The following is an 18,949-nucleotide window of genomic DNA, read 5'->3' as shown; positions in this document are numbered from 1 at the left end:
TTTGCAGTTCAATCCTGTTGCCACAGGTTACCGTATGTGACCACAGATGCGGACAGTCTGAAACGTCTGAACACCGGAAATCATGGCGGCCCGTTGCGACAGGCGGTGTCGTGAACTATCTGCGCAGGAGAGACGCATTATGTGGACACTGATCACCGGCGCCGGTTCGGGCATTGGCCGGGCCCTCGCTCTGGAGCTTGCCGCCCGGGGCCATAACCTGATTCTTGCCGGCCGGACCCTGGCGAAGCTGGAGGAGGTGGCGGAAACACTTCGCGCCGAGGCACCTGACTGTGAAGTGATGACACTGGGCGTCGATCTGGCGGATCCGGGCAGTACCCGCGATCTGGCCCACCAGGTGAGTGATGCGGTCGATCACCTTTCAGCCTTTGTCTATTGTGCCGGCGTGGGTGAACCGGCGGCGGATTTCGCCAGCCTTGGCCTGATTGATTTTCAGGAAGCGCTGGCCGTGAACGTGTCTGCCCCGATGCTGCTCACCCAGTCGTTGCTGCCGGTGCTCAAAGGCGGCGATCCCGCGTCGAGGATTGTCATGATTGGTGCGGGTATGGACAAGCACGCCCAGCCGGGAACCGGCAGTTACGGGATCAGCAAAATGGCGTTGCGTCGGCTGGTGCGCCAGATGTCCGTGGAATTCGACACCATGTCGGACGGACCGGTGGTGAGTCTGTTCCAGCCGGGGCTGGTGGATACTCCCGGAATCAGGAGTCATATCCATAAGGCTGGTGAAATGAACCTTCCCCATGCGGAATGGCTGAACAGGCGCCTGGCGTCCGGCGACTGCCTGACCGCCGAACAAGCCGCCAGTGCGTTGGCGTTCACGCTGAACCAGGTTCCGGAGAGTGATTTTCACGGTGCCGTTTTCAACGGCGCCGATCTGGTGGATTCCTTGTCGTTTGCCGGAAGCTGACGGCTGGCGAATTGGATCCTTGCCTTAAACCCCTATCTTGAAGGGTAACCCGCATGCTTAAAGGGGAACCCTCATGGTTTCGCCGCTGCTGTCCGGCATACCGATCATTTCGTCGGTACCGGTAGGCGGAATCACTTCGGTGCTGGCAACCTGATAATCGTGAAAGTATTCCCGTACCGCGCAGGCACCTGAAAACAGAACCGGCTTGTCGTGGGGATCGGTCAGAACATAGCCCTGGCCATCCAGATAGAACCGCGCCATGTAATAGCGCCCCTCCATGGAGACGATCTCCAGCAAGGAAATGGTGTCGTGTTTGTGGCTTTTCAGTTCGCCAGTATCCATGTGCATCGGAAGTCTCCCGCGCGCTCGTTGTCGTAATGAAGGTTACGGAACACACAGCCAAACAGGTCAATAAACGAGCAATCATGAGCAGGATTGATTTGGTCAAAGCCGCCGTGGACGAGCAGTTGGATGACAACTACGACCTTTTGGCCATGAGAATACTTTTCCCCCCGGATCGCCCGGCAGTAGAAATCAATCAGGAAATCAAGGACCTGTATGTATACCCGGAACGGCTAAAGACGGGGTATCGGGATGAGTGGCGTGCCATTGCCACCCGTGCGTTGTTCCGGAATGCCTTTGGCGATCACTGGCGGTCGGATGAAGACAATCTGGATCGGTATCTGAGCTTTCTTCGGCAGCAGGCCATTCCCCGCTGTGTTCACGAGAACATTGACCTGTTCCGCATGCTCGGAGAAGTGCTTGCCATTGCCAGGTCTGACAATGCCATTGCCTTTCCCAATCCGAAGCGACGGGCACTGATGAAGATCATCTGGCCGGAGAAGGGCAGCCGGTAAGATGAATCCCCCTGCCGAAACGCGAATCCGGAGCCCTGTTCTGGCCGTATTGTTTAAAAGATGAACAATAGAGAGGTGCCATCATGGGTCACCAAAACATCATATTCGGAAAGTGGCTGATTCCCGTTCTTCTCGCTTTTATGGGGCTGGCTATCCTCGGGTCCTCACAGTCTGTAGCCAGCGACAAAGATGCGGACATCCGCGACACTATCCTTCGCCAGATCGAAGCCTTTGCCAACAACGACGAGGAGCAGGCCTGGGCCCACGCCTCCGAGGGCATAAAGCGTCGATTCGGGTCGTCCCAGGTGTTTGTTGATATGGTTCGCGAAGCCTACCCTGCCGTGCACAACGCCACGGCCATCGAATTTACTCAGCGCGTGCCCCATGGCGCCTTTGAAATCCAGGTGGTGCGCTTGCAGGGACCGGAAGGCAAGCGGTGGGACGCCTATTACCGGATGGTGTTGACGGAAGGCGCCTGGAAGGTGGCCGGCGTGAGACTCCAGCCGGCCGAGCTGGGCATTTAACGGGCTCAGGCCAGGTGCCGCCCGCCGTCCAGGGGCAGGGTCCTGCCCGTGATGTAGGGATTGTCCAGCAGGAACTGCAAAGTGGCGACGGCGACTTCAGCTCCCGGTTCTATGCCCATCAGTGACTTTTTCAGGGTTTTTTCCCGATAAGCCTCGCTATCGCCCTGGTTAAACATGATCAGGGACGGTGCAAGCGCATTCACCTTGACCCTGGGCGCCAGTAACCGGGCGAACGACAGGGTCATGTTGGTAAGCGCTGCCTTGCTGGCGGCATAGGCGATATGCTTCGCGCTGCCCTTCTCCACCACGTAGTCGGTCATGTGGATAATGTCGGTTGTCGAACCCTCCTGCTCCAGCATCGACTGGCACGCGAGGTTGATCCGGTACGGTGTCATCACGTGAATCTGCATCATGGCGTTCATCACGTCTGCCGGGTCGGAGTCTTCGCTCTCCGGTAGCCAGTCCGACGCATTGTGGATAATGGCACGTAGCGTGTCCGTCCGGGATTTCAGGGCCTGGATGAAGCCATCAATGCCTTCGTCGGTGGCAAAATCGGCGTGGAGACATTCGGCACCCGCTTTCTGCAGTGCATCGATGGCCGGGCGATAGGTGCGGTAGGTAACGATGATGGGCTGGCCACGATCAAGGCAGGCTCTGGCGAAGGCCAGACCAATGCGTTGGCCGGCGCCGGTGATCAGAATGGGTGCGGTCATGACATCTCCAATCAGGGTTCAATCTGCTTAATCTCCGAATTGAATACGTCAATAATCGTCTCGCAGAGCCATTTGTGACCGGATTCTTTCTCGGAGTTCTGGTCCCAGCACAGGTCAAAGGAGAACACGACCTCCTCCAGTGGCAGCGGGGCGGCTTTGAGATGTTTGAGGCGCGGATCCAGGGCCAGCAGGCGCTGTGGCGCTATGGCAATCAGATCTGTCTTCAGCAGGATATCGGGAATGGCGTCCCAGCTGGACACAATCAACGCAGAATGTCGTTCAAAACCGCGGCCGGCGAGGGCGTCATCGATCACCGTTGTACCTGTGGACGCCTGGGAGAGTTTTACATGGGGCAACCTGGCATACAGCTCCGGAGTCATCGGCTCCGACGCACTGGGATGGTCTGGTCGCATCAGCACCACAACGTCATCGGCCATCAGCCGCTTACTTCGCACAGCCTTGGGCTTCAAACGGCCCGGAGTCAAACGGATCTGTGCGTCTACCCGGTCCCACTCGGAGCTCTCGGTGGAAATGGAGAATGGCAGGATATCGATGGTGATATTCGGCGCTTCTTCGCGAATCCGCCGGGAAAAACTTGGCAGGAAAAAGCCGGAGATATAATTGGCCACCTGCATGCTGAACACGCGCTTTGATTCGGCAGGCACGAACTGCTGCTGGGCACTGATCGCGCTGGAAAGGTACGACAGGCCGTCTTCCACCTGAACAATGAGTTCTTTGGCTCTTTCGGTGGGTTCCAGCCCCTTGGCGGTGCGGTAAAACAACTGATCGTTGAGCATCAGGCGCAATCGCGCGAGTGCGTGGCTGACGGCCGAGGGGGAGAGCCCAAGCTCATTGGCCACTTTTGATATCGAGCGTTGTTCCATGATGTTGGTGAAAATTACCAGCAAATTAAGATCAAAATCGCGTAAATTCACCATATTTATTAATTCTCGCAGCTTGCCGTCATTATTGTTATCGCAACGTCCTCCTGGCAGCGCTGTCGCGCTTCAGGCCGGCCGTTGATTGCCAGAGGCATCTGACAAGTCTCGCAGACCCGGCAAATTTGCGCCAGATTCAGAGGTGTTGGCAATCAGAGGGAAGCCGGTGCCCTGTTACCAGGCACCGGGTTGAGGGGAGCGGTTACGTGGAGAGATTCCGGAAGCAGACCACCACAATGGCTCTGGCTCAGCCGAAGGTTGCAGGCAGCCAGAGGGTAATGGCCGGCACATAGGCCACCAGTGCCACCACGCCAAGCAGAACCAGCATGAAGGGCCAGATATGGCGCGCGACAGTCTCCACGCGCAGCCCGCTGATGCTGGAGGCGACAAAAATGGAATAGCCCACCGGTGGCGTCACCATGCCAACGGCAAAGTTGATCACCACCATGGCCCCCAACTGGATCGGATCCAGACCGATCTGCTGGCCCAGCCCTATAAGGACGCCACTGAGAATGACCATAGCGGAGATGTTGTCCATCACGGCGCCCAGCAGCAACAACATGATATTGACGATCAGTAGCAGGATGATCGGGTTGTCCGTGAGCGCAAGCAGCGCCTGGGTGAGCTGGGCCGGAATCTGTTCACTGGCCATGACCCAGGCGAACCCGTACGCCACCGCAACGATGAACATGATAACGGCGGTCGTTCTCATGGAGCTCATCAGGATAGAGGGCATTTTCCTCCAGTCCAGATCGCGGTACAGAAACAGGCCGACAATGGCGCTGTATAGGACACCGACCATAGCGGCTTCGGTGGGAGTGAACATGCCGCTGTAGATACCGCCAAGTATGACAACCGGGGCAAGCAGGGCCCAGATGCCATCCTTCAGAGCGAACAGGAATTCTTTGCCGGTGGCACGCTTTTCCTTTGCGACACCGTGATGCCGGGCGTAAAGGACACTTACTACACAGAAACCGGCGGCGGCAATAAGACCGGGAATGATGCCAGCAAGGAACAGCTTGGCGATGGATTCCTCCGCCAGTACACCCCAGATGACCATCGGGATAGAAGGCGGAATCATTTGTCCCAGCGGTCCCACTGCGGTCGCAAGTGCCGCGGCATAACCGCGCTGGTAGCCCCGGTCTTCCAGCTCATCGATCATGATTGAGCCGACGGCCGCTGTGGTGGCGGGGGCGGACCCGGAGATTGCGCCAAAGAAGGTTCCGGCAGCCACTGTCGACATCGAGAGGCCGCCAGTCAGATGCCCGAAGAAGGTTTCAGCGACACGCACCAGCCGCCGGGACAGGCCGCCTGCGCTCATCACCTCACCTGCCAGGATAAAGCCGGGAATGGCGAGCAGGCTCGTGACGCTGCTTCCGGCAATAAATTGCTGGGGCAGAATCATCGGATTCACATCGGCCATCCAGATGCCCACAGCCGCCAGCAAGCCGATTGTGAACGCAATGGGTACACCGAGGGCCAGGAGAACAATCAGGCCAATTATCATGACCAGGCCAATCTCACCCATGTTAATGCTCCGAGGATTTGTGGATCGGCCGTGGCCGGACAAGAAGAATCAGGGCATGAATACTGATCAGCGCGCCTCCGACGGGAACCGCTGCATTCTTGACCCAGACTGGATAGCGGATAGCGGGCGATACCTGGCCGGCGGTGAACTCCGCGAAGTTCCAGCCGGTCCAGAGCATTACCAGCCCGAAGCCGATGATCAGCACCATGATGCTTCGTTCCACCAGTTCACCGAGAAGTGCCGGCAGCGAGTCGACCAGCAGGGTTACCCGAACATGGCCCCCGGTGCGGACCAGCGCGCTGGCAAACAGGAAGACCGTCCAGGTAAATGCCAGGGCTGCGACTTCATCGCTCCACACCAGCGCATCACCGAGTACGTAACGGTAGAACACACCAAGTAGCAGGCTGCCGATCATGGCCAGAGCAGTCACCACTCCGACAGCCTGGGATCCCAGGGCCAGGGCGTTTCCAAATTTATCCAGGTACTGATACATCCAAACGGTTCCCGGTCAGAAGTCCCGATAGATTCGGGGTGTTCCAGGACAGGTGGCGTTACTCGGCCACCTGCTCCAGGGCCATGTCGAGAATATCCGCGCCAATCTTGCTGCGGTATTCGTCGTAGACGTTGGCAACCTTGCTCCGGAACGCCTCCACATCGTCGACTTCATTGACCGTCATACCCGCCGCCTCGATCTGGTCAAGAACCGCACCGTTATTGGACGCAACGGTCTCGCGCTGGCGATCAATGGCCCGCTTGGCGGCCTGATGAACCAGTTCCTGGGTTTCCGGAGAAAGCTTGTTGAAGGTCTGCTTGGACATCAGCAGGGCCAGGGCGTTGTAGGTATGACTTGTCAGGGAAAGATAGTCAGTTACTTCCGGGTACTTGTTGGCAAAGATAACAGGCAGCGGGATTTCCAGCCCGTCGACCGTGCCCTGTTGTACCGCGGTAAAGACATCACTCCAGGCCATGGGTACCGGGTTTGCACCTATGGCGCGGAAGCTGGCAATGAACAGATCGCTGGGCTGAACCCGCAACTTCACGCCGTTGAAATCCTCCGGTGTGCGGATTGGGCGCTCGTTGTTAATGGTGTGCCGGAAGCCGGCTTCCGGAAAACCAAGCCCGATAATGCCTTTGGCGTCCAGCTTGGCAAGCAGTGTCTGGCCGACTTCGCCATCCAGGACTTTGTGTGCCTGCTGGTTGTTGGCATACAGAAAGGGCAGATCGTTGAGCTGGAACGCGGACTCCAGAGTACCGACCTGGGTTCCGGTAATCACACCTGCGTCCATGGTTCCGAACTGCATGGCTTGCAGCATCGCGGTGTCGTTGCCGAGTTGGTGGTTGGGGTAGAACTGAACGTTGAATTCGCCCGGTGCGGCGGCCTCGAGCTCTTCCGCAAAGTAGTGGGCGGCGATTGCGTAGGGGTCGACTTTACTGTCAGCCGTGGTCCAGCCGAGCTTGATGGTTGTCTGGGCCTGGCTCAACGTGGCGGCGCTGGCCAGGAGGGCGGCGGCGATCAATTTACGATTCATGAGTTTCATTGTTGTTCTCCGATGTAAATCAAACTGGGAAGGTGTTTTGTCTTGATGGTATCCGCTTTCCAGTCAGGCAGGTTGTGCCAAATTTATTTGTGTTTATTTGCTCCGATTTTGATCGGTAAAAAATAATCTAGGGTAAGAAAAACAAAAGCGCAAATTTAATATTATTCAGTCATTTGTGAATTAAATTAAAAAGCCACCTTCCTGAATTCCATTCATAACAACCTGAATATAATTGAATTTGCAAAAACTGATAAATCATATTATTTATTTGTGATCTGATTATTTATTTAATGGGGTTCGTTATTAATTAATAAAAGGAAAAAGCAATGAGCCAGGAAGTGTCGTGTGAAATAGAGCGCCTGGAAAAAGATTTTTTATGGCCCGAAAACAAACGATTGGCGATCAATTTTAATATCGCTTTTGAAATGTGGACACCGGATTCGTGTTCCAGTGTGAATCCCATGGGCAATGTTCTGGACGGTGATACGGTAGACCCAAACGCCGACAGTTATGGTCGTTATAACGCCAATGTGGGCGCGAAAAGGTTGTTTGATATCGCGGAAAGCTACGGCGTGGCCACCAGTGTATTTACCTCCGGTCTGGTTGCAGAACACTGTTCGGCTGAGCTCAAAAAACGCTTTGACTATGGGCATGAGATCATCGGCCACAGCTATGGCCAGAACATGCTTTTCCCGTATCTGAATGAACAGCAGATCGAAGACAATATAAAAAAATCAACTGCGCTGATTCAGCAAGCAACCGGTCAGAAGCCTGGCGGCTGGATCAGTCCCAGAATCACCTCCGATCTGGACGTTCAGCGCAGGCTATCCCTGCATGGCTACAAGTGGCACGGCGATGCACTGGATGATGATCGACCGTACCTTCAGCGGTTTTCCGATAGTACGATCATGGCGATCCCGGTAACCATCGATTTCAATGATCTGCCACACGCCATGCGATTTGGCAGAACGCCCGAGCAGTTTGTCGAGATGTTCACAGCGACGTTGGACAGGCTTTTGGCGAGCAATCGCGAAACCCTGATTCTGGATGTGATTGTTCACGGCCACTGCTATGGCAGGCCTGCGGGCGCCTGGGCATTTGAAGAAATCGTTAAGCGATGTGCCCAGCAAAGCGAACTGTGGCTAACCACCAGAGGACAGATCTTTGATTATGTGAGACCATTTTTCGACGATTGATACCGGAGGCAAAACGCCCACAGCAACTATGGCAGTACGGAACCCGATAAGCCCGCAACCGGGTACCGCAGATCTGAACAATCCGCTGTACTATCTCGAAAACATGGAAACCGTCCTTGGCTGGGTGCAGAGCCATCACGGCGACTTGCTGACGGCAGAAGAGCTGGATCGACTGGCCAGCTTTCATACCCTTTCTCTGCCGGCCCGGGCCTTGCTGACCCGCATGGTGATGCGTACGGGCGATCTATTTCGGTCGGACAAACTCAAGTACCCGGAGCTTGGCGTACCAGAGCACAGGGCCCTGGCGGAACTGACTGACGCGGGCTGGCTCGACACCGATCCCCTGCTCAGCCTGGACGAGCTGTTTCGCCTGTTCACGCTGGGAGAACTGCGTCCGGCTCTGGGGCCTCTGCTAATGGCGGCCGGAGAGCCTGCCAACCTGCCCAAAGGCCAGATGCGCGACGCCCTGCTTCCGGAGTTTCCCGACCCTCTTACCGTCGCCGACTGGCTCGGTCAGCACGCCAGGCCGGTGGTCAGGCTCAAAACCATGGCGTTGTTTGACCGGGTTCGCCTGATGTTTTTCGGCAACCTTCGCCAGAGCTGGTCCGATTTTGTACTGGTGGAACTGGGTCATCAGCAATACGAGCCGGTCACTTTCACACCGGATTCCCGGGCGTTCCAGCACCGTTCAGAGGTGGATCTGTACCTTGCCATGCACCAGTGCCGGGAATGGCTGGATGAAGGGGTACCTGCCAGCGAGGTATGGCGCGAAGTGCTCGGTCCTTCGGAGAACGCCTGGCTGACCAGCCGCCGGGACCGGTTGTTGCTGGAGTTGGGCCGCCAGGCGGAGCGTCAGGGCGAGCGGGAACTGGCCGTTGAGGCCTTCGCCAGCAGTGGCCATCGGGAAGCAAGGTTGAAACAGCTGCGGTTGCTGGAGCGGATGAAGCGGCACCGGGAAGCCTGGGCCATTGCCTCCGAGTGGCAGAGCCAGGAACTGAGCGATGCCGAGGCCCAGGGCCTTGGGCGAATTCTGAAACGCCTGGCGGGCCGGCTGGGTGAGACACCACCCCGACTGCCGATGCAGCCGCCAATCCGGGACATCACCCTGACCCTGCCCAAACCGGAAATCGGATCCGTGGAGTACGCCGTCCAGCACCATCTGTATCAGGACGATGCACCCGTATTCTATGTGGAAAACACCCTGATCAACGGACTGTTCGGTCTGCTCTGCTGGCAAACCATCTTTGCACCGGTGCCGGGGGCGTTTTTCCATCCATTCCATGTGGGCCCCGCGGACCTGACCCGGGAGGATTTTGTAAGCCGTCGCCAGGCATCCTTTAACCAATGCTTTGGGTTGCTGGCGGAGGGCAGTTACCGGAACCGGATTCTGGAGAATTATCGGGCCAAGCAGGGCACCACCAACCCTTTCGTGATCTGGCCGGTCATCACCGAGGAACTGCTCAGCTTGGCGCTGGATTGCATTCCGCCGGAGGATCTGGACAAGCTGTTCCGTCGCCTGTTGTTGAATATCCGGGAGCATCGCAGTGGCTTCCCGGATTTGATTCGCTTTTTTCCTGGTGCCACCGACACGGCAAAGCGCTATGAAATGATCGAGGTGAAGGGGCCGGGTGACCGGCTGCAGGATCACCAGATCCGTTGGCTCGAATTTTTTGCCGGTGAAGGTATCCCCGCCAGTGTCTGCTACGTGCGTTGGCAAGGCGATGGGGTGATGGGATGACGGTGAAGGTTGCCGTCCGAACCCTTTGCGAATTTGCCGCCCGCAAGGGTGATCTGGACTTCCGCTACACCCCGGCCCCCAGTGCCGAGGAAGGCATCGCCGGGCACCAGGCAATCCAGTCCAGGCGCGGTTATGGCTACAAAAGCGAGTATTTACTGACCGGTGAGTGCTTGGGACTGTTGCTTTCCGGGCGTGCGGATATTTATAACCCGCACCGTGGCCGGCTGGAAGAGATCAAAACCCATCGGGGGGACCTGTCCCGGATCCGTGAGCATCAGCGGGCACTCCATCGCGCTCAGCTGAGAGCCTACGGCGCGCTGTTGTGCCGGCAGGAAAACCGGAAAACCCTGGAGCTGGCACTGATCTATTACGACACTGGCAGGGACAAGGAAACGCCAGTGGTGGAGACCGCCAGTGCCGAAGAGCTCTGGCAGGAACTGGAAACCCTGTGTAGTCATTACAAGGCCTGGGCCGAACAGGAAGAGCATCACAGCGAGCAGCGCAACGCCCTGCTCTCCGGCCTTACTTTTCCTTTCCCAGCGTTTCGCCCCCGGCAGCGCCAGCTGGCGGAGACGGTGTACAAGAACGCGGTAAAGTCCGACACCCTGCTGCTGGAAGCCCCCACCGGTCTGGGCAAGACCCTGGGCACTCTGTTCCCGGCGTTGATGGCCATGCCAGCGGCCGGGCAGGACCGGCTGTTCTACCTCACCTGTCGCAATACCGCCCGTCAGTTGGCCATGGATGCCGTGGCGCGCCTGCGTTCGGCCCAAGCGGCCCCGAACTGGCCCCTGCGAACCCTGGAACTGGTGTCGAAAGACGACGCCTGCGAGCACCCGGACAAAGCCTGCCATGGTGACTCCTGCCCCCTGGCCAAAGGGTTTTTTGACCGGCTGCCCGATGCCCGGGCGGAAGCCGCCCGGACCGAAGGCACGCTGGATCAACCCACATTGGCGAAGATCGCCGCCGGTCACGAGATTTGCCCCTATTTTCTGGCTCAGGAAATGGCCCGCTGGAGCGATGTGGTGATCGGTGATGTGAACCGGCTGTTCGATCAATCTGCCCTGCTCCATGGCCTGATTTGCCAGAACAACTGGAAGACCAGCGTGCTGGTGGATGAGGCCCATAACCTGGTGGACCGTGGCCGGGGCATGTATTCGGTTCGGCTGGATCAGCAGCGTTTGCTGAGGATCAAAAAAACCGCACCGAAGCCGCTGAAATCCGCCATCGACCGGACAGCCCGGGCGTGGCAGAGCCTGATCCGGGATCACCAGACTGATACAGAGAGCCCGGACTTCCTGGAGACACTGCCCACGCAATTGCTGGGTGCGCTGCAGGCCATGGTTTCCAATCTGACCGATTATCTGGCCGACCATCCACCGGATCTGGCCCTGCAGGAACTGTTGTTTGAAAGCGTCGCCTTCATGAAGCTCGCGGACACGTTCGGCGATCACTCCCTGTGTGAATTCCAGCGGGCCGGTCGGGGGCGGGCCAGTCTGACCATCCAGAACCTGATCCCGGCGGATTTCCTGCGAGAGCGGTTTGAAGCCGCGCATTCGGTGCTGCTGTTCTCCGCCACCCTAAGCCCGGGTGTCTACTACCGGGATCTGCTGGGGCTGCCCGAGGATTCGCGCTTTACCTCCTTGCCCAGCCCATTCAGCGCCGATCAGCTACAGGTGCATTTCACGCCCGGCATCAGTACCCGGCAGGTTCACCGGGAAGCGTCCCTCCGGCCCATCGCCGAGCTGATTGCCCGCCAGTTCCGGGACCGGCCCGGGCATTACCTGGCGTTTTTCAGCAGCTTCAAGTACGCGAAACTGGTCAGTGAGGCCCTGGCCGAGCAGGCTCCCGGTGTCCCCCAGCGTGCGCAGGCGCCGGGTATGTCGCCCCAGCAACGGGCGGACTTTCTGGCTGGGTTCAGGGAACCGGAAGGCAGTGTAGCGTTTGCCGTTCTGGGTGGGGTCTTCAGTGAGGGGATTGACCTGCCCGGAGATCAGTTGATCGGGGCCTTTGTTGCAACCCTTGGTTTGCCGCCGTTTGATGCCTGGCATGAAATCCTGAAGGTTCGCCTGGAACAGCGCTTCGGCGCCGGTTACGACTACACCTATCTGATTCCGGGCTTGCAGAAAGTGGCCCAGGCGGCCGGGCGGGTTATTCGTACTCCGGAAGACCGGGGCGTAATCTGGCTGATTGATGACCGGTTTCTGCAGCCGGCCATCAACAGGTTTTTTCCTCGCTGGTGGCTTGCAGAGAGCCACTCTGACGATCCGCGGCGCGAATCTTCAGAGACCGGTTAATCACGATGGTGTCGACGGAGCCTTTCTGTGCGATAGCCGACAGGGCCTGTTCGAGCGTCGCATTGGCGATGGCCTCATGATTCTGGGGCAAAGAGTTCACCGCCAGTGGAAGAAAGTCCAGCAGTCGGTCATCGCCGAAGGTCGCAATTTTCAGAGTCTCCGGAAGCCGGCCCGGCTGTTCGAGCAGGGCATCCAGAACCCCTTGAAGCAGCGTGTAAGAGGCGGTAACCAGGGCATCCGGAAGGCCATGGTCAGTCAGGATCCGACGCATCATTGCGGCACCCGAGGCACGATCGTAATGTGGGCCGCTCTCCACCATGGAAGAGACGCCGGCCTCACCTGCTGCGGCCAGAAACCCTTCCCGGCGCTCCTGGGTCATGGCAATCTCCGGCACCGCGTCCAGCCAGGCGATGCTGGCGGTTTCCGCATCAAGCACGGAACGGGTCAGGATTCTGGCCGCTGCGCGGTTGTCGCTGACCACGCATCGGATCTGATCCGGAGACTGGGCGCGATCAACGGCAATTACCGGTAGACCCTCTTTCTGCAGTTCGGGATAGAAGGGGTCGTCCAGGGCTAGGGCACTGGCGACAATCAGCGCGTCGCAGCGCCTCGCTTTCAAGGCTCGGGCCAGGGATTTTTCGGTCTCGGGGTCGTCATCAGAGCCGGCAATCAGGAGCTGATAGCCTCTCGCCCTCGCGCCCTGCTCAAGCAGCTTGGCCAGCCGGGCATAACTGGTGTTCTCCAGATCCGGCAGGATAAAACCGAGGGTCCGGCTGGCGCCACCCCGCAGCGCTGCCGCCTGGGTATCTACCTGAAAGTCATGGGCCTTGGCCACCGCCAGCACTTTCTCGATCGTGTCCGGTTTGATGCGCCGTGCAGCGCCCTGGCCGTTGATGACATAGCTGGCCGTGGTTCTTGAAACGCCGGCAAGCCGGGCAAGTTCCGCAAGGGTCATGGGCGACAGCTCCGATTCAAAGATTGCTTGATTTCTGATCATATCTGTTTCATTATCGATTTTAAGCATGCTGACACGATTCAGCAAACAAAAACCGATACGCGGTATCGAAACAAAGACGCAGTATCAAAACAAAAAGCGAGGCAACCATCATGCTGACGCTGACCGCCAATGACGTTCGACTGGGTGCCACTGCCACTGACTGGCAAGACGCACTGCAACAGGCAGCCCGGGATCTCGAGGCCGCTGGCCGAACATCCCCCGATTACCTGGCCGGAATGACTGCCCGTGAACAGCAATCGTCCACGGTACTGGGTAACGGCATTGCCATTCCCCACGGTACACCGGAAAGCCGGGATGCCGTTCTCGAAACCGGTATCCGCATTCTTCAGTTCCCGGAAGGCATCACCTGGCACGACAATGCACGGGTTCATGTGCTGGTGGCTATTGCGGCCCAGTCTGACGAACACCTGGATATTCTCCGCCACCTGACCCGCGTGCTGGACAAGCCCGGGCTGGCGGAAAAATTGGGCCGGGCCACGGATGCCGCCGAGCTGGTTGCCCTGCTCTCCAAAGCTCCGGCGGTGGCCAAATGCGACACCGAAACCCTGTGCCTGGGCATCGATGCTTCCACTCCGAATGAGCTGTCCCTGATTGCCGCCGCGCGCCTGCAGAGCCTGCGCTGTGTGGACACAGAGTTTCTGGCCAGCATTATCGGTCAGCCGCCAGTGGCCCTCGGCCAGGGTTTTTGGCTGACCCATCATACCGTTGGTGCCAGACGCCCGACCCTGTCCCTGGCGACACCCAAGCGGGCGACGCCGGAACTGCGGGGCGTGTTCTGCCTGGCCGGTCCCGGTGACGAATGTCATGACCTGCTCGATCGCATTGATAACTTCCTGGCTCGTAATGAACCCATTGATGGCCTGAGCGCCGAGGCTGTGCTGGCCCGGCTGTCCGGTGAGGCTGCTGATGCGGTCACCGCCAAAGTGACCCTGCTTAATACCCACGGGCTGCATGCGAGGCCAGCGAAGCAACTGGTCCAGGAGGCCCGCCGACACAATGCCGGCATCCGGATTCGTCTTCTGGAGGGTGACGGCAGTGCGGTGTCCGCCACCAGCCTGACCCGGGTGATTGGCCTGGGCGCTCGTCGGGGCCAGACGCTTCTGCTGTCGGCAACCGGGGACGAGGCCGAGCAGGCCATTAACGCCCTGACCAAAGCCATCGAAGAGGGTCTGGGCGAAAAGGTCGCGCCGTTGCGCTCGGCGGAGCAGCAAACAGCGGAGCCCAACGTTCAGCCTCCAGAGCCGTTGGCTGATGACCAGCCGGTGAAAGCCGTGGCTGCGTCACCGGGGCTGGCGCTGGCGCCCGCGTTCGTGATGCGCCAGCCGGAGCTGGAGTATCCGGAGTCCGCCGCGGACAGTGAGCAGCAGATCCAGCGCCTTAACCAGGCCATGGATGAGGCCGATGGTCAGCTCCGGACCCTGATCCGGCAAGCTGAAGGTGGTGAGGCTGCGCCAATTCTTTCGGTGCATGTGGAGATGCTACAGGACGAAGATCTCTACCAGGCGACGCTGGAAGCGATCAACGAAGGGGCGTCCGCCGAGGCAGGCTGGTGGAAAGCCATAGATACCGCGGCCCGGGCCCAGGAAGCGCTGGCGGACCGTTTGCTGGCCGAACGTGCCGCGGATCTGCGGGACGTCGGGCGCCGGGTCCTGGCCAACCTCTGTGGCGTGGGCATGCCGACGCCGCCGGACACCCCTTATATCCTGGTGGCTGACGATCTCGGGCCCTCGGATGTGGCTCGGCTGGATACCACCCGGGTGCGCGGCCTGGTCACCGCCCGCGGCGGTGCTACCTCCCATAGCGCCATACTGGCCCGTGCTCTGGGTCTGCCAGCGGTAGTGGGTGCCGGTGAGCGAATACTGACTATCCTGAATGGCTCTGATCTGGTGGTGGATGGCGAACGAGGCTGCCTGGTGCCGAACCCCGGGGCCGAACGCTGCGAGAAGATCCGTCGCCGCTTGCAACAACTGGAAGCGTTGCAGGCCGAAGCCCATGAAAACCGCAATCAGCCCGCTACCACCGAAGATGGCCATACCATCGAGGTGTGCGCCAATCTCGGCAATACCGCCCATACCCCCGATGCTGTGGAACGGGGCGCCGACGGAGTTGGCCTGCTCCGTACCGAGTTCATTTTCATGGCCCATCCGGAAGCGCCGGATCTGGCCACCCAGGTCAGTGAATACCAACACGCGTTCGATGCCCTGAACGGTTTGCCCCTGGTAGCCCGTACCCTGGATGTGGGTGGCGACAAGCCCCTGGATTACTGGCCGTTGCCCCAGGAAGACAACCCGTTTCTGGGCATGCGTGGCATCCGTCTGTCACTGACCCGTCCGGACATTCTGGAAACCCAGGTGCGGGCGCTGCTGACTGCCGCCGGCGACCGGCCCCTGCGCATCATGTTCCCCATGGTCAAGGATGTGGAAGAGTTCCGGGCTGCCAGGGCAATTGTTTCCCAGGTGCAGGCGGAGGTGGCCGCCAGTGATGTTCAAGTTGGTGTGATGATTGAAGTGCCCTCCTGCGCATTGCTGGCGTCGACCCTGGCGCCTGAGGTGGATTTCTTCTCGGTTGGCACCAATGACCTGACCCAGTACACCCTGGCCATCGACCGTGGCCACGGACAGCTGTCGGCGGAATCGGATGGACTGCACCCCTCGGTATTGCAGCTGATCCGGATGACCGTGGAAGCCGCTCATGCCCACAATCGTTGGGTCGGGGTATGCGGTGAGCTGGCGTCCGACCCCCAGGCCATTCCGGTACTGGTCGGGCTGGAGGTGGACGAGCTGTCTGTGACCAGCCGCCGGGTGCCTCTGGTCAAGGCCTGCATTCGTGGCCTCAGCCTTGAAACCGCTCGTCGGCAGGCTGAAAAGGCCCTGTCTCTGGCAACGGCGACCGAGGTACGCGATGCCCTGGAGGCCTGGTGATGGCCAGTATTCTCACAATCACTCTGAACCCGGCCCTGGATCTCAGCGTTGAAACTCCGACCCTTGCCGTCGGTGAAGTCAATCGTACCGGCAATACCCGGCTGGAACCGGCGGGCAAGGGCATCAACGTGGCCCGTGTACTGGCGCGACTGGGCCATTCGGTCACGGTGACCGGCCTGATGGGCGAAGCCAATGCCACGTCCTTTGAGCGCCTGTTCGAAGCGGAAGGTCTTCAGGACAGCTTTGTGCGCGTCCCGGGCCAGAACCGCATCAATATCAAAATTGCCGAGGCTGGTGGCCGGGTGACTGACCTGAATGGGCCGGGTTTCCGGATGCCGGAAGATGCCCTCCAGCGCCTGGAATTCCGGCTGGCGCCGCTGTTGCCGGAATGTGATGTGGTGGTGATTGCTGGCAGTCTGCCCGATGGTTTTCCGCCGTCCGGATTGGCAGCTCTGGTGCAGCAGGCCTCCAGGGCCGGCAAAGCCGTTTGGCTGGATACCAGTGGCGAGAGCCTCAAGGCCGGCATCAAAGCTGGACCCTACGCCATCAAACCCAACACGGATGAACTGTCTGACTGGGCCGGCATGCCCCTGAGGGATTTGGCCACAGTGGCAGCTACGATTGACGGCATTCGTGCTGGCGGCGTGTCCCACGTGGTGGTGTCCATGGGGGCGGACGGCGTATTGTGGTCGTCGCCGGCCGGCACCTTGAGATCGCAGGTACCTCCGGTCTCGGTGGTCAGCACAGTGTGCGCCGGCGATACCCTGCTGGCGGGCATGCTTCATGGTGTGCTCCTGGGCCAGCCTGACGAGGCAATATTGAAGTTTGCCACCGCTTTGTCCGCCGAATGTGTGCAACACATTGGTGTCGGAGATCCCGAGGCTCCGGACTTTCCCTCCCTTCTCCAACAAACCCGGGTGCAGCCATGGCCCGGGGAAAACAACACCGGAGAGATACGGTTATGAATTTGATCATTGTGACTGCCTGCCCTCAGGGCGTGGCAACTCGTTTTCTGGCCGCCCGGGCTCTTGAGCGGGCCGCGAACCGGCGCGGCTGGACTGTTACGACTGACACCCGAGGCCCGGATGGTAAACCGGACAACAAACCCAGCGAAGAGGCTATCCGACAGGCGGATCTTGTTATTGCCGCGGTCGGTGTCCCGGTAGATCTGGACGCCTATACCGGCAAACGGCTGCTGCAGATTCCGGTCACCGCCGCCCTGCCAGATCCCGACGCCATTCTGACCAGGGCACAAGCAGAAGCCACACCCTGGGACCCGGCAATAGCCAGCCAGGAATCTATAGCAACCAGTACCGCTGTTGGCAGTACCTCTGCCGGTAAGCGGATCGTTGCCGTTACTGCCTGTCCCACTGGCGTCGCCCATACCTTTATGGCGGCGGAGGCACTGACCGCCGCGGCGGAATCCGCTGGCCACCAGATCCGTGTAGAAACCCAGGGTTCGGTTGGCGCCCAGGATCCCCTGACAGACGAGGAGATTGCGGCTGCCGATGTGGTTGTCCTGGCCTGTGACATTGAGGTGGACCCGGGACGCTTTGCCGGCAAGCGCGTGTGGCGAACCTCCACCGGTGCTGCCCTGAAGAAACCTGCGGATACCATCCGTGATGCTCTTGCCCAAGCCGCGGTTCTGGACGCTGGCCAGAAGAAATCATCGGGTGCTTCCGGAAGTGGTGAGAAACGGGGGCCTTACAAGCACCTGCTCACCGGTGTGTCCTTCATGCTTCCCATGGTGGTTGCGGGCGGTTTGCTGATCGCCCTGTCCTTCGTATTCGGGATTGAAGCGTTTCAGGAGGAAGGTACGCTGGCGGCTGCGCTGATGCAGATTGGTGGCGGTACCGCGTTCAAGCTGATGATTCCATTGTTAGCCGGTTACATCGCCTGGTCGATTGCAGACCGCCCCGGCCTGGCACCGGGTATGATTGGCGGCTTCCTGGCCGGTGAACTGGGAGCCGGGTTCCTCGGCGGTATTGTGGCGGGTTTCCTGGCTGGCTATGTGGCGCGTTTTATCAGCCAGAAACTGCCGATGCCAGAGAGCATCGAATCGCTGAAGCCAATCCTTATTATTCCCTTGCTGGCCAGTCTGGTGACGGGGCTGGGGATGATCTATGTGATCGGAGAGCCCATGGCCGCCATCATGGGCGCCCTGACCGGTTTCCTCGAAAGTATGGGAACGACCAATGCGATCCTGCTTGGTGGCATCCTGGGCGCGATGATGTGCTTTGATCTGGGAGGGCCTGTCAACAAGGCCGCCTATACCTTCGGCGTGGGCCTGCTGTCCGAGGGCAGCGGCGGCTCGGCACCCATGGCGGCCATCATGGCGGCAGGAATGGTACCGGCTATCGGCATGGGTGTGGCGTCTTTCATCGCCCGGCGCAAGTTCGCAGAGGCGGAACGCCAGGCCGGACGGGCATCCTTTGTTCTGGGATTGTGCTTTATCTCGGAAGGCGCGATACCCTTTATGGCAAAGGATCCGTTGCGGGTTATCCCGGTGTGTATGATCGGTGGCGCAATAACCGGTGCCCTGTCGATGCTGTTCACCGTCAAGCTGATGGCACCCCATGGCGGGCTGTTTGTGCTTGCCATTCCGAATGCGGTTAGTGCGGTATTGCCCTACCTGATTGCGATTGCGGTGGGATCACTGGTGATTGGTTTCGGTTATGCGTTGCTGAAAACCGGCAAGGCGGAAGTGGCGACAGCGGTAAGCTGAAAATGAAAAAGCTGCGGCCCTCGTCTGAGGGCCG

General features: G+C 59.4%; 16 protein-coding genes. 9 read left to right on the top strand and 7 right to left on the bottom strand.

Annotated features, from left to right (window positions below; translation table 11 throughout):
• Window positions 1-139: 139 nt before the first annotated feature.
• The gene (locus tag A8B84_RS12340) at window positions 140-925 is read left to right on the top strand and encodes an SDR family NAD(P)-dependent oxidoreductase (protein ID WP_064229460.1); all 786 of its coding nucleotides are present in this window, start codon (window positions 140-142) and stop codon (window positions 923-925) included.
• Window positions 926-982: 57 nt separating this feature from the next.
• Here A8B84_RS12340 and A8B84_RS12335 read toward each other — a convergent pair whose 3' ends face one another.
• The gene (locus tag A8B84_RS12335; RefSeq protein ID WP_064229459.1) at window positions 983-1,273 is read right to left on the bottom strand and encodes a DUF6482 family protein; all 291 of its coding nucleotides are present in this window, start codon (window positions 1,271-1,273) and stop codon (window positions 983-985) included.
• 77 nt (window positions 1,274-1,350) lie between these two features.
• On the opposite strand from A8B84_RS12335, the gene A8B84_RS12330 reads away from it, so the two are divergent.
• Window positions 1,351-1,782, top strand: a complete 432-nt coding sequence (locus A8B84_RS12330) for a hypothetical protein (protein WP_064229458.1) — start codon at window positions 1,351-1,353, stop codon at window positions 1,780-1,782.
• Between the two features lie 83 nt (window positions 1,783-1,865).
• Window positions 1,866-2,306, top strand: coding sequence for a DUF4864 domain-containing protein (locus tag A8B84_RS12325; RefSeq protein ID WP_064229457.1), 441 nt, complete (start codon window positions 1,866-1,868; stop codon window positions 2,304-2,306).
• Between the two features lie 5 nt (window positions 2,307-2,311).
• On the opposite strand, the gene folM is transcribed toward A8B84_RS12325, so the two are convergent.
• From folM to A8B84_RS12300, 5 genes are all read right to left on the bottom strand, one after another.
• On the bottom strand, window positions 2,312-3,019 hold the full coding sequence (folM, locus tag A8B84_RS12320; RefSeq protein ID WP_064229456.1) for a dihydromonapterin reductase: 708 nt from the start codon (window positions 3,017-3,019) through the stop codon (window positions 2,312-2,314).
• 11 nt (window positions 3,020-3,030) lie between these two features.
• Window positions 3,031-3,957, bottom strand: coding sequence for a LysR family transcriptional regulator (locus tag A8B84_RS12315; RefSeq protein WP_064229455.1), 927 nt, complete (start codon window positions 3,955-3,957; stop codon window positions 3,031-3,033).
• Window positions 3,958-4,204: 247 nt separating this feature from the next.
• Complete coding sequence (locus tag A8B84_RS12310) at window positions 4,205-5,485, bottom strand: TRAP transporter large permease (protein WP_064229454.1); 1,281 nt, start codon at window positions 5,483-5,485, stop codon at window positions 4,205-4,207.
• Window position 5,486: 1 nt separating this feature from the next.
• Window positions 5,487-5,978 (bottom strand): TRAP transporter small permease, encoded by a 492-nt coding sequence (locus A8B84_RS12305; RefSeq protein WP_064229453.1) that lies wholly within the window; start codon window positions 5,976-5,978, stop codon window positions 5,487-5,489.
• Window positions 5,979-6,036: 58 nt separating this feature from the next.
• Window positions 6,037-7,023, bottom strand: coding sequence for a TRAP transporter substrate-binding protein (locus A8B84_RS12300; protein ID WP_064229452.1), 987 nt, complete (start codon window positions 7,021-7,023; stop codon window positions 6,037-6,039).
• Window positions 7,024-7,349: 326 nt separating this feature from the next.
• Here A8B84_RS12300 and A8B84_RS12295 point away from each other — a divergent pair, with 326 nt between their 5' ends.
• The 3 genes from A8B84_RS12295 to A8B84_RS12285 are packed head-to-tail and all read left to right on the top strand — an operon-like array spanning window position 7,350 to window position 12,251.
• Window positions 7,350-8,219 (top strand): polysaccharide deacetylase family protein, encoded by an 870-nt coding sequence (locus tag A8B84_RS12295; protein WP_064229451.1) that lies wholly within the window; start codon window positions 7,350-7,352, stop codon window positions 8,217-8,219.
• 28 nt (window positions 8,220-8,247) lie between these two features.
• Window positions 8,248-9,957: a VRR-NUC domain-containing protein gene (locus tag A8B84_RS12290; RefSeq protein ID WP_064229450.1), complete on the top strand. Its 1,710-nt coding sequence runs from the start codon at window positions 8,248-8,250 to the stop codon at window positions 9,955-9,957.
• Entirely contained in the window at window positions 9,954-12,251 is a 2,298-nt protein-coding gene (locus tag A8B84_RS12285) for an ATP-dependent DNA helicase (RefSeq protein ID WP_138103169.1), read from the top strand. The genes A8B84_RS12290 and A8B84_RS12285 overlap by 4 nt, the downstream gene beginning before the upstream one ends.
• Here A8B84_RS12285 and cra read toward each other — a convergent pair.
• Window positions 12,172-13,206: a catabolite repressor/activator gene (gene cra, locus A8B84_RS12280; RefSeq protein WP_064230091.1), complete on the bottom strand. Its 1,035-nt coding sequence runs from the start codon at window positions 13,204-13,206 to the stop codon at window positions 12,172-12,174. The two genes, A8B84_RS12285 and cra, sit on opposite strands and share 80 nt — an antisense overlap.
• A 152-nt stretch (window positions 13,207-13,358) precedes the next feature.
• Between cra and ptsP the strand changes: the two genes are divergently transcribed.
• The 3 genes from ptsP to A8B84_RS12265 are packed head-to-tail and all read left to right on the top strand — an operon-like array spanning window position 13,359 to window position 18,915.
• The gene (gene ptsP / locus A8B84_RS12275; RefSeq protein WP_064229449.1) at window positions 13,359-16,190 is read left to right on the top strand and encodes a phosphoenolpyruvate--protein phosphotransferase; all 2,832 of its coding nucleotides are present in this window, start codon (window positions 13,359-13,361) and stop codon (window positions 16,188-16,190) included.
• Complete coding sequence (pfkB, locus tag A8B84_RS12270) at window positions 16,190-17,155, top strand: 1-phosphofructokinase (protein WP_064229448.1); 966 nt, start codon at window positions 16,190-16,192, stop codon at window positions 17,153-17,155. Before ptsP ends, pfkB begins: the two co-directional genes overlap by 1 nt.
• Window positions 17,152-18,915 carry a PTS fructose-like transporter subunit IIB gene (locus A8B84_RS12265; RefSeq protein WP_064229447.1) on the top strand — a complete coding sequence of 588 codons (1,764 nt, stop codon included), beginning with the start codon at window positions 17,152-17,154 and terminating at the stop codon, window positions 18,913-18,915. Before pfkB ends, A8B84_RS12265 begins: the two co-directional genes overlap by 4 nt.
• The last annotated feature ends 34 nt before the right edge of the window (window positions 18,916-18,949 follow it).

Source organism: Marinobacter sp. EhC06, from assembly GCF_001650915.1.
In the GTDB taxonomy this organism is placed as follows: domain Bacteria; phylum Pseudomonadota; class Gammaproteobacteria; order Pseudomonadales; family Oleiphilaceae; genus Marinobacter.
Note: the sequence above shows the minus strand (reverse complement) of the source record. Positions and strands in the feature narration are given on the sequence as shown.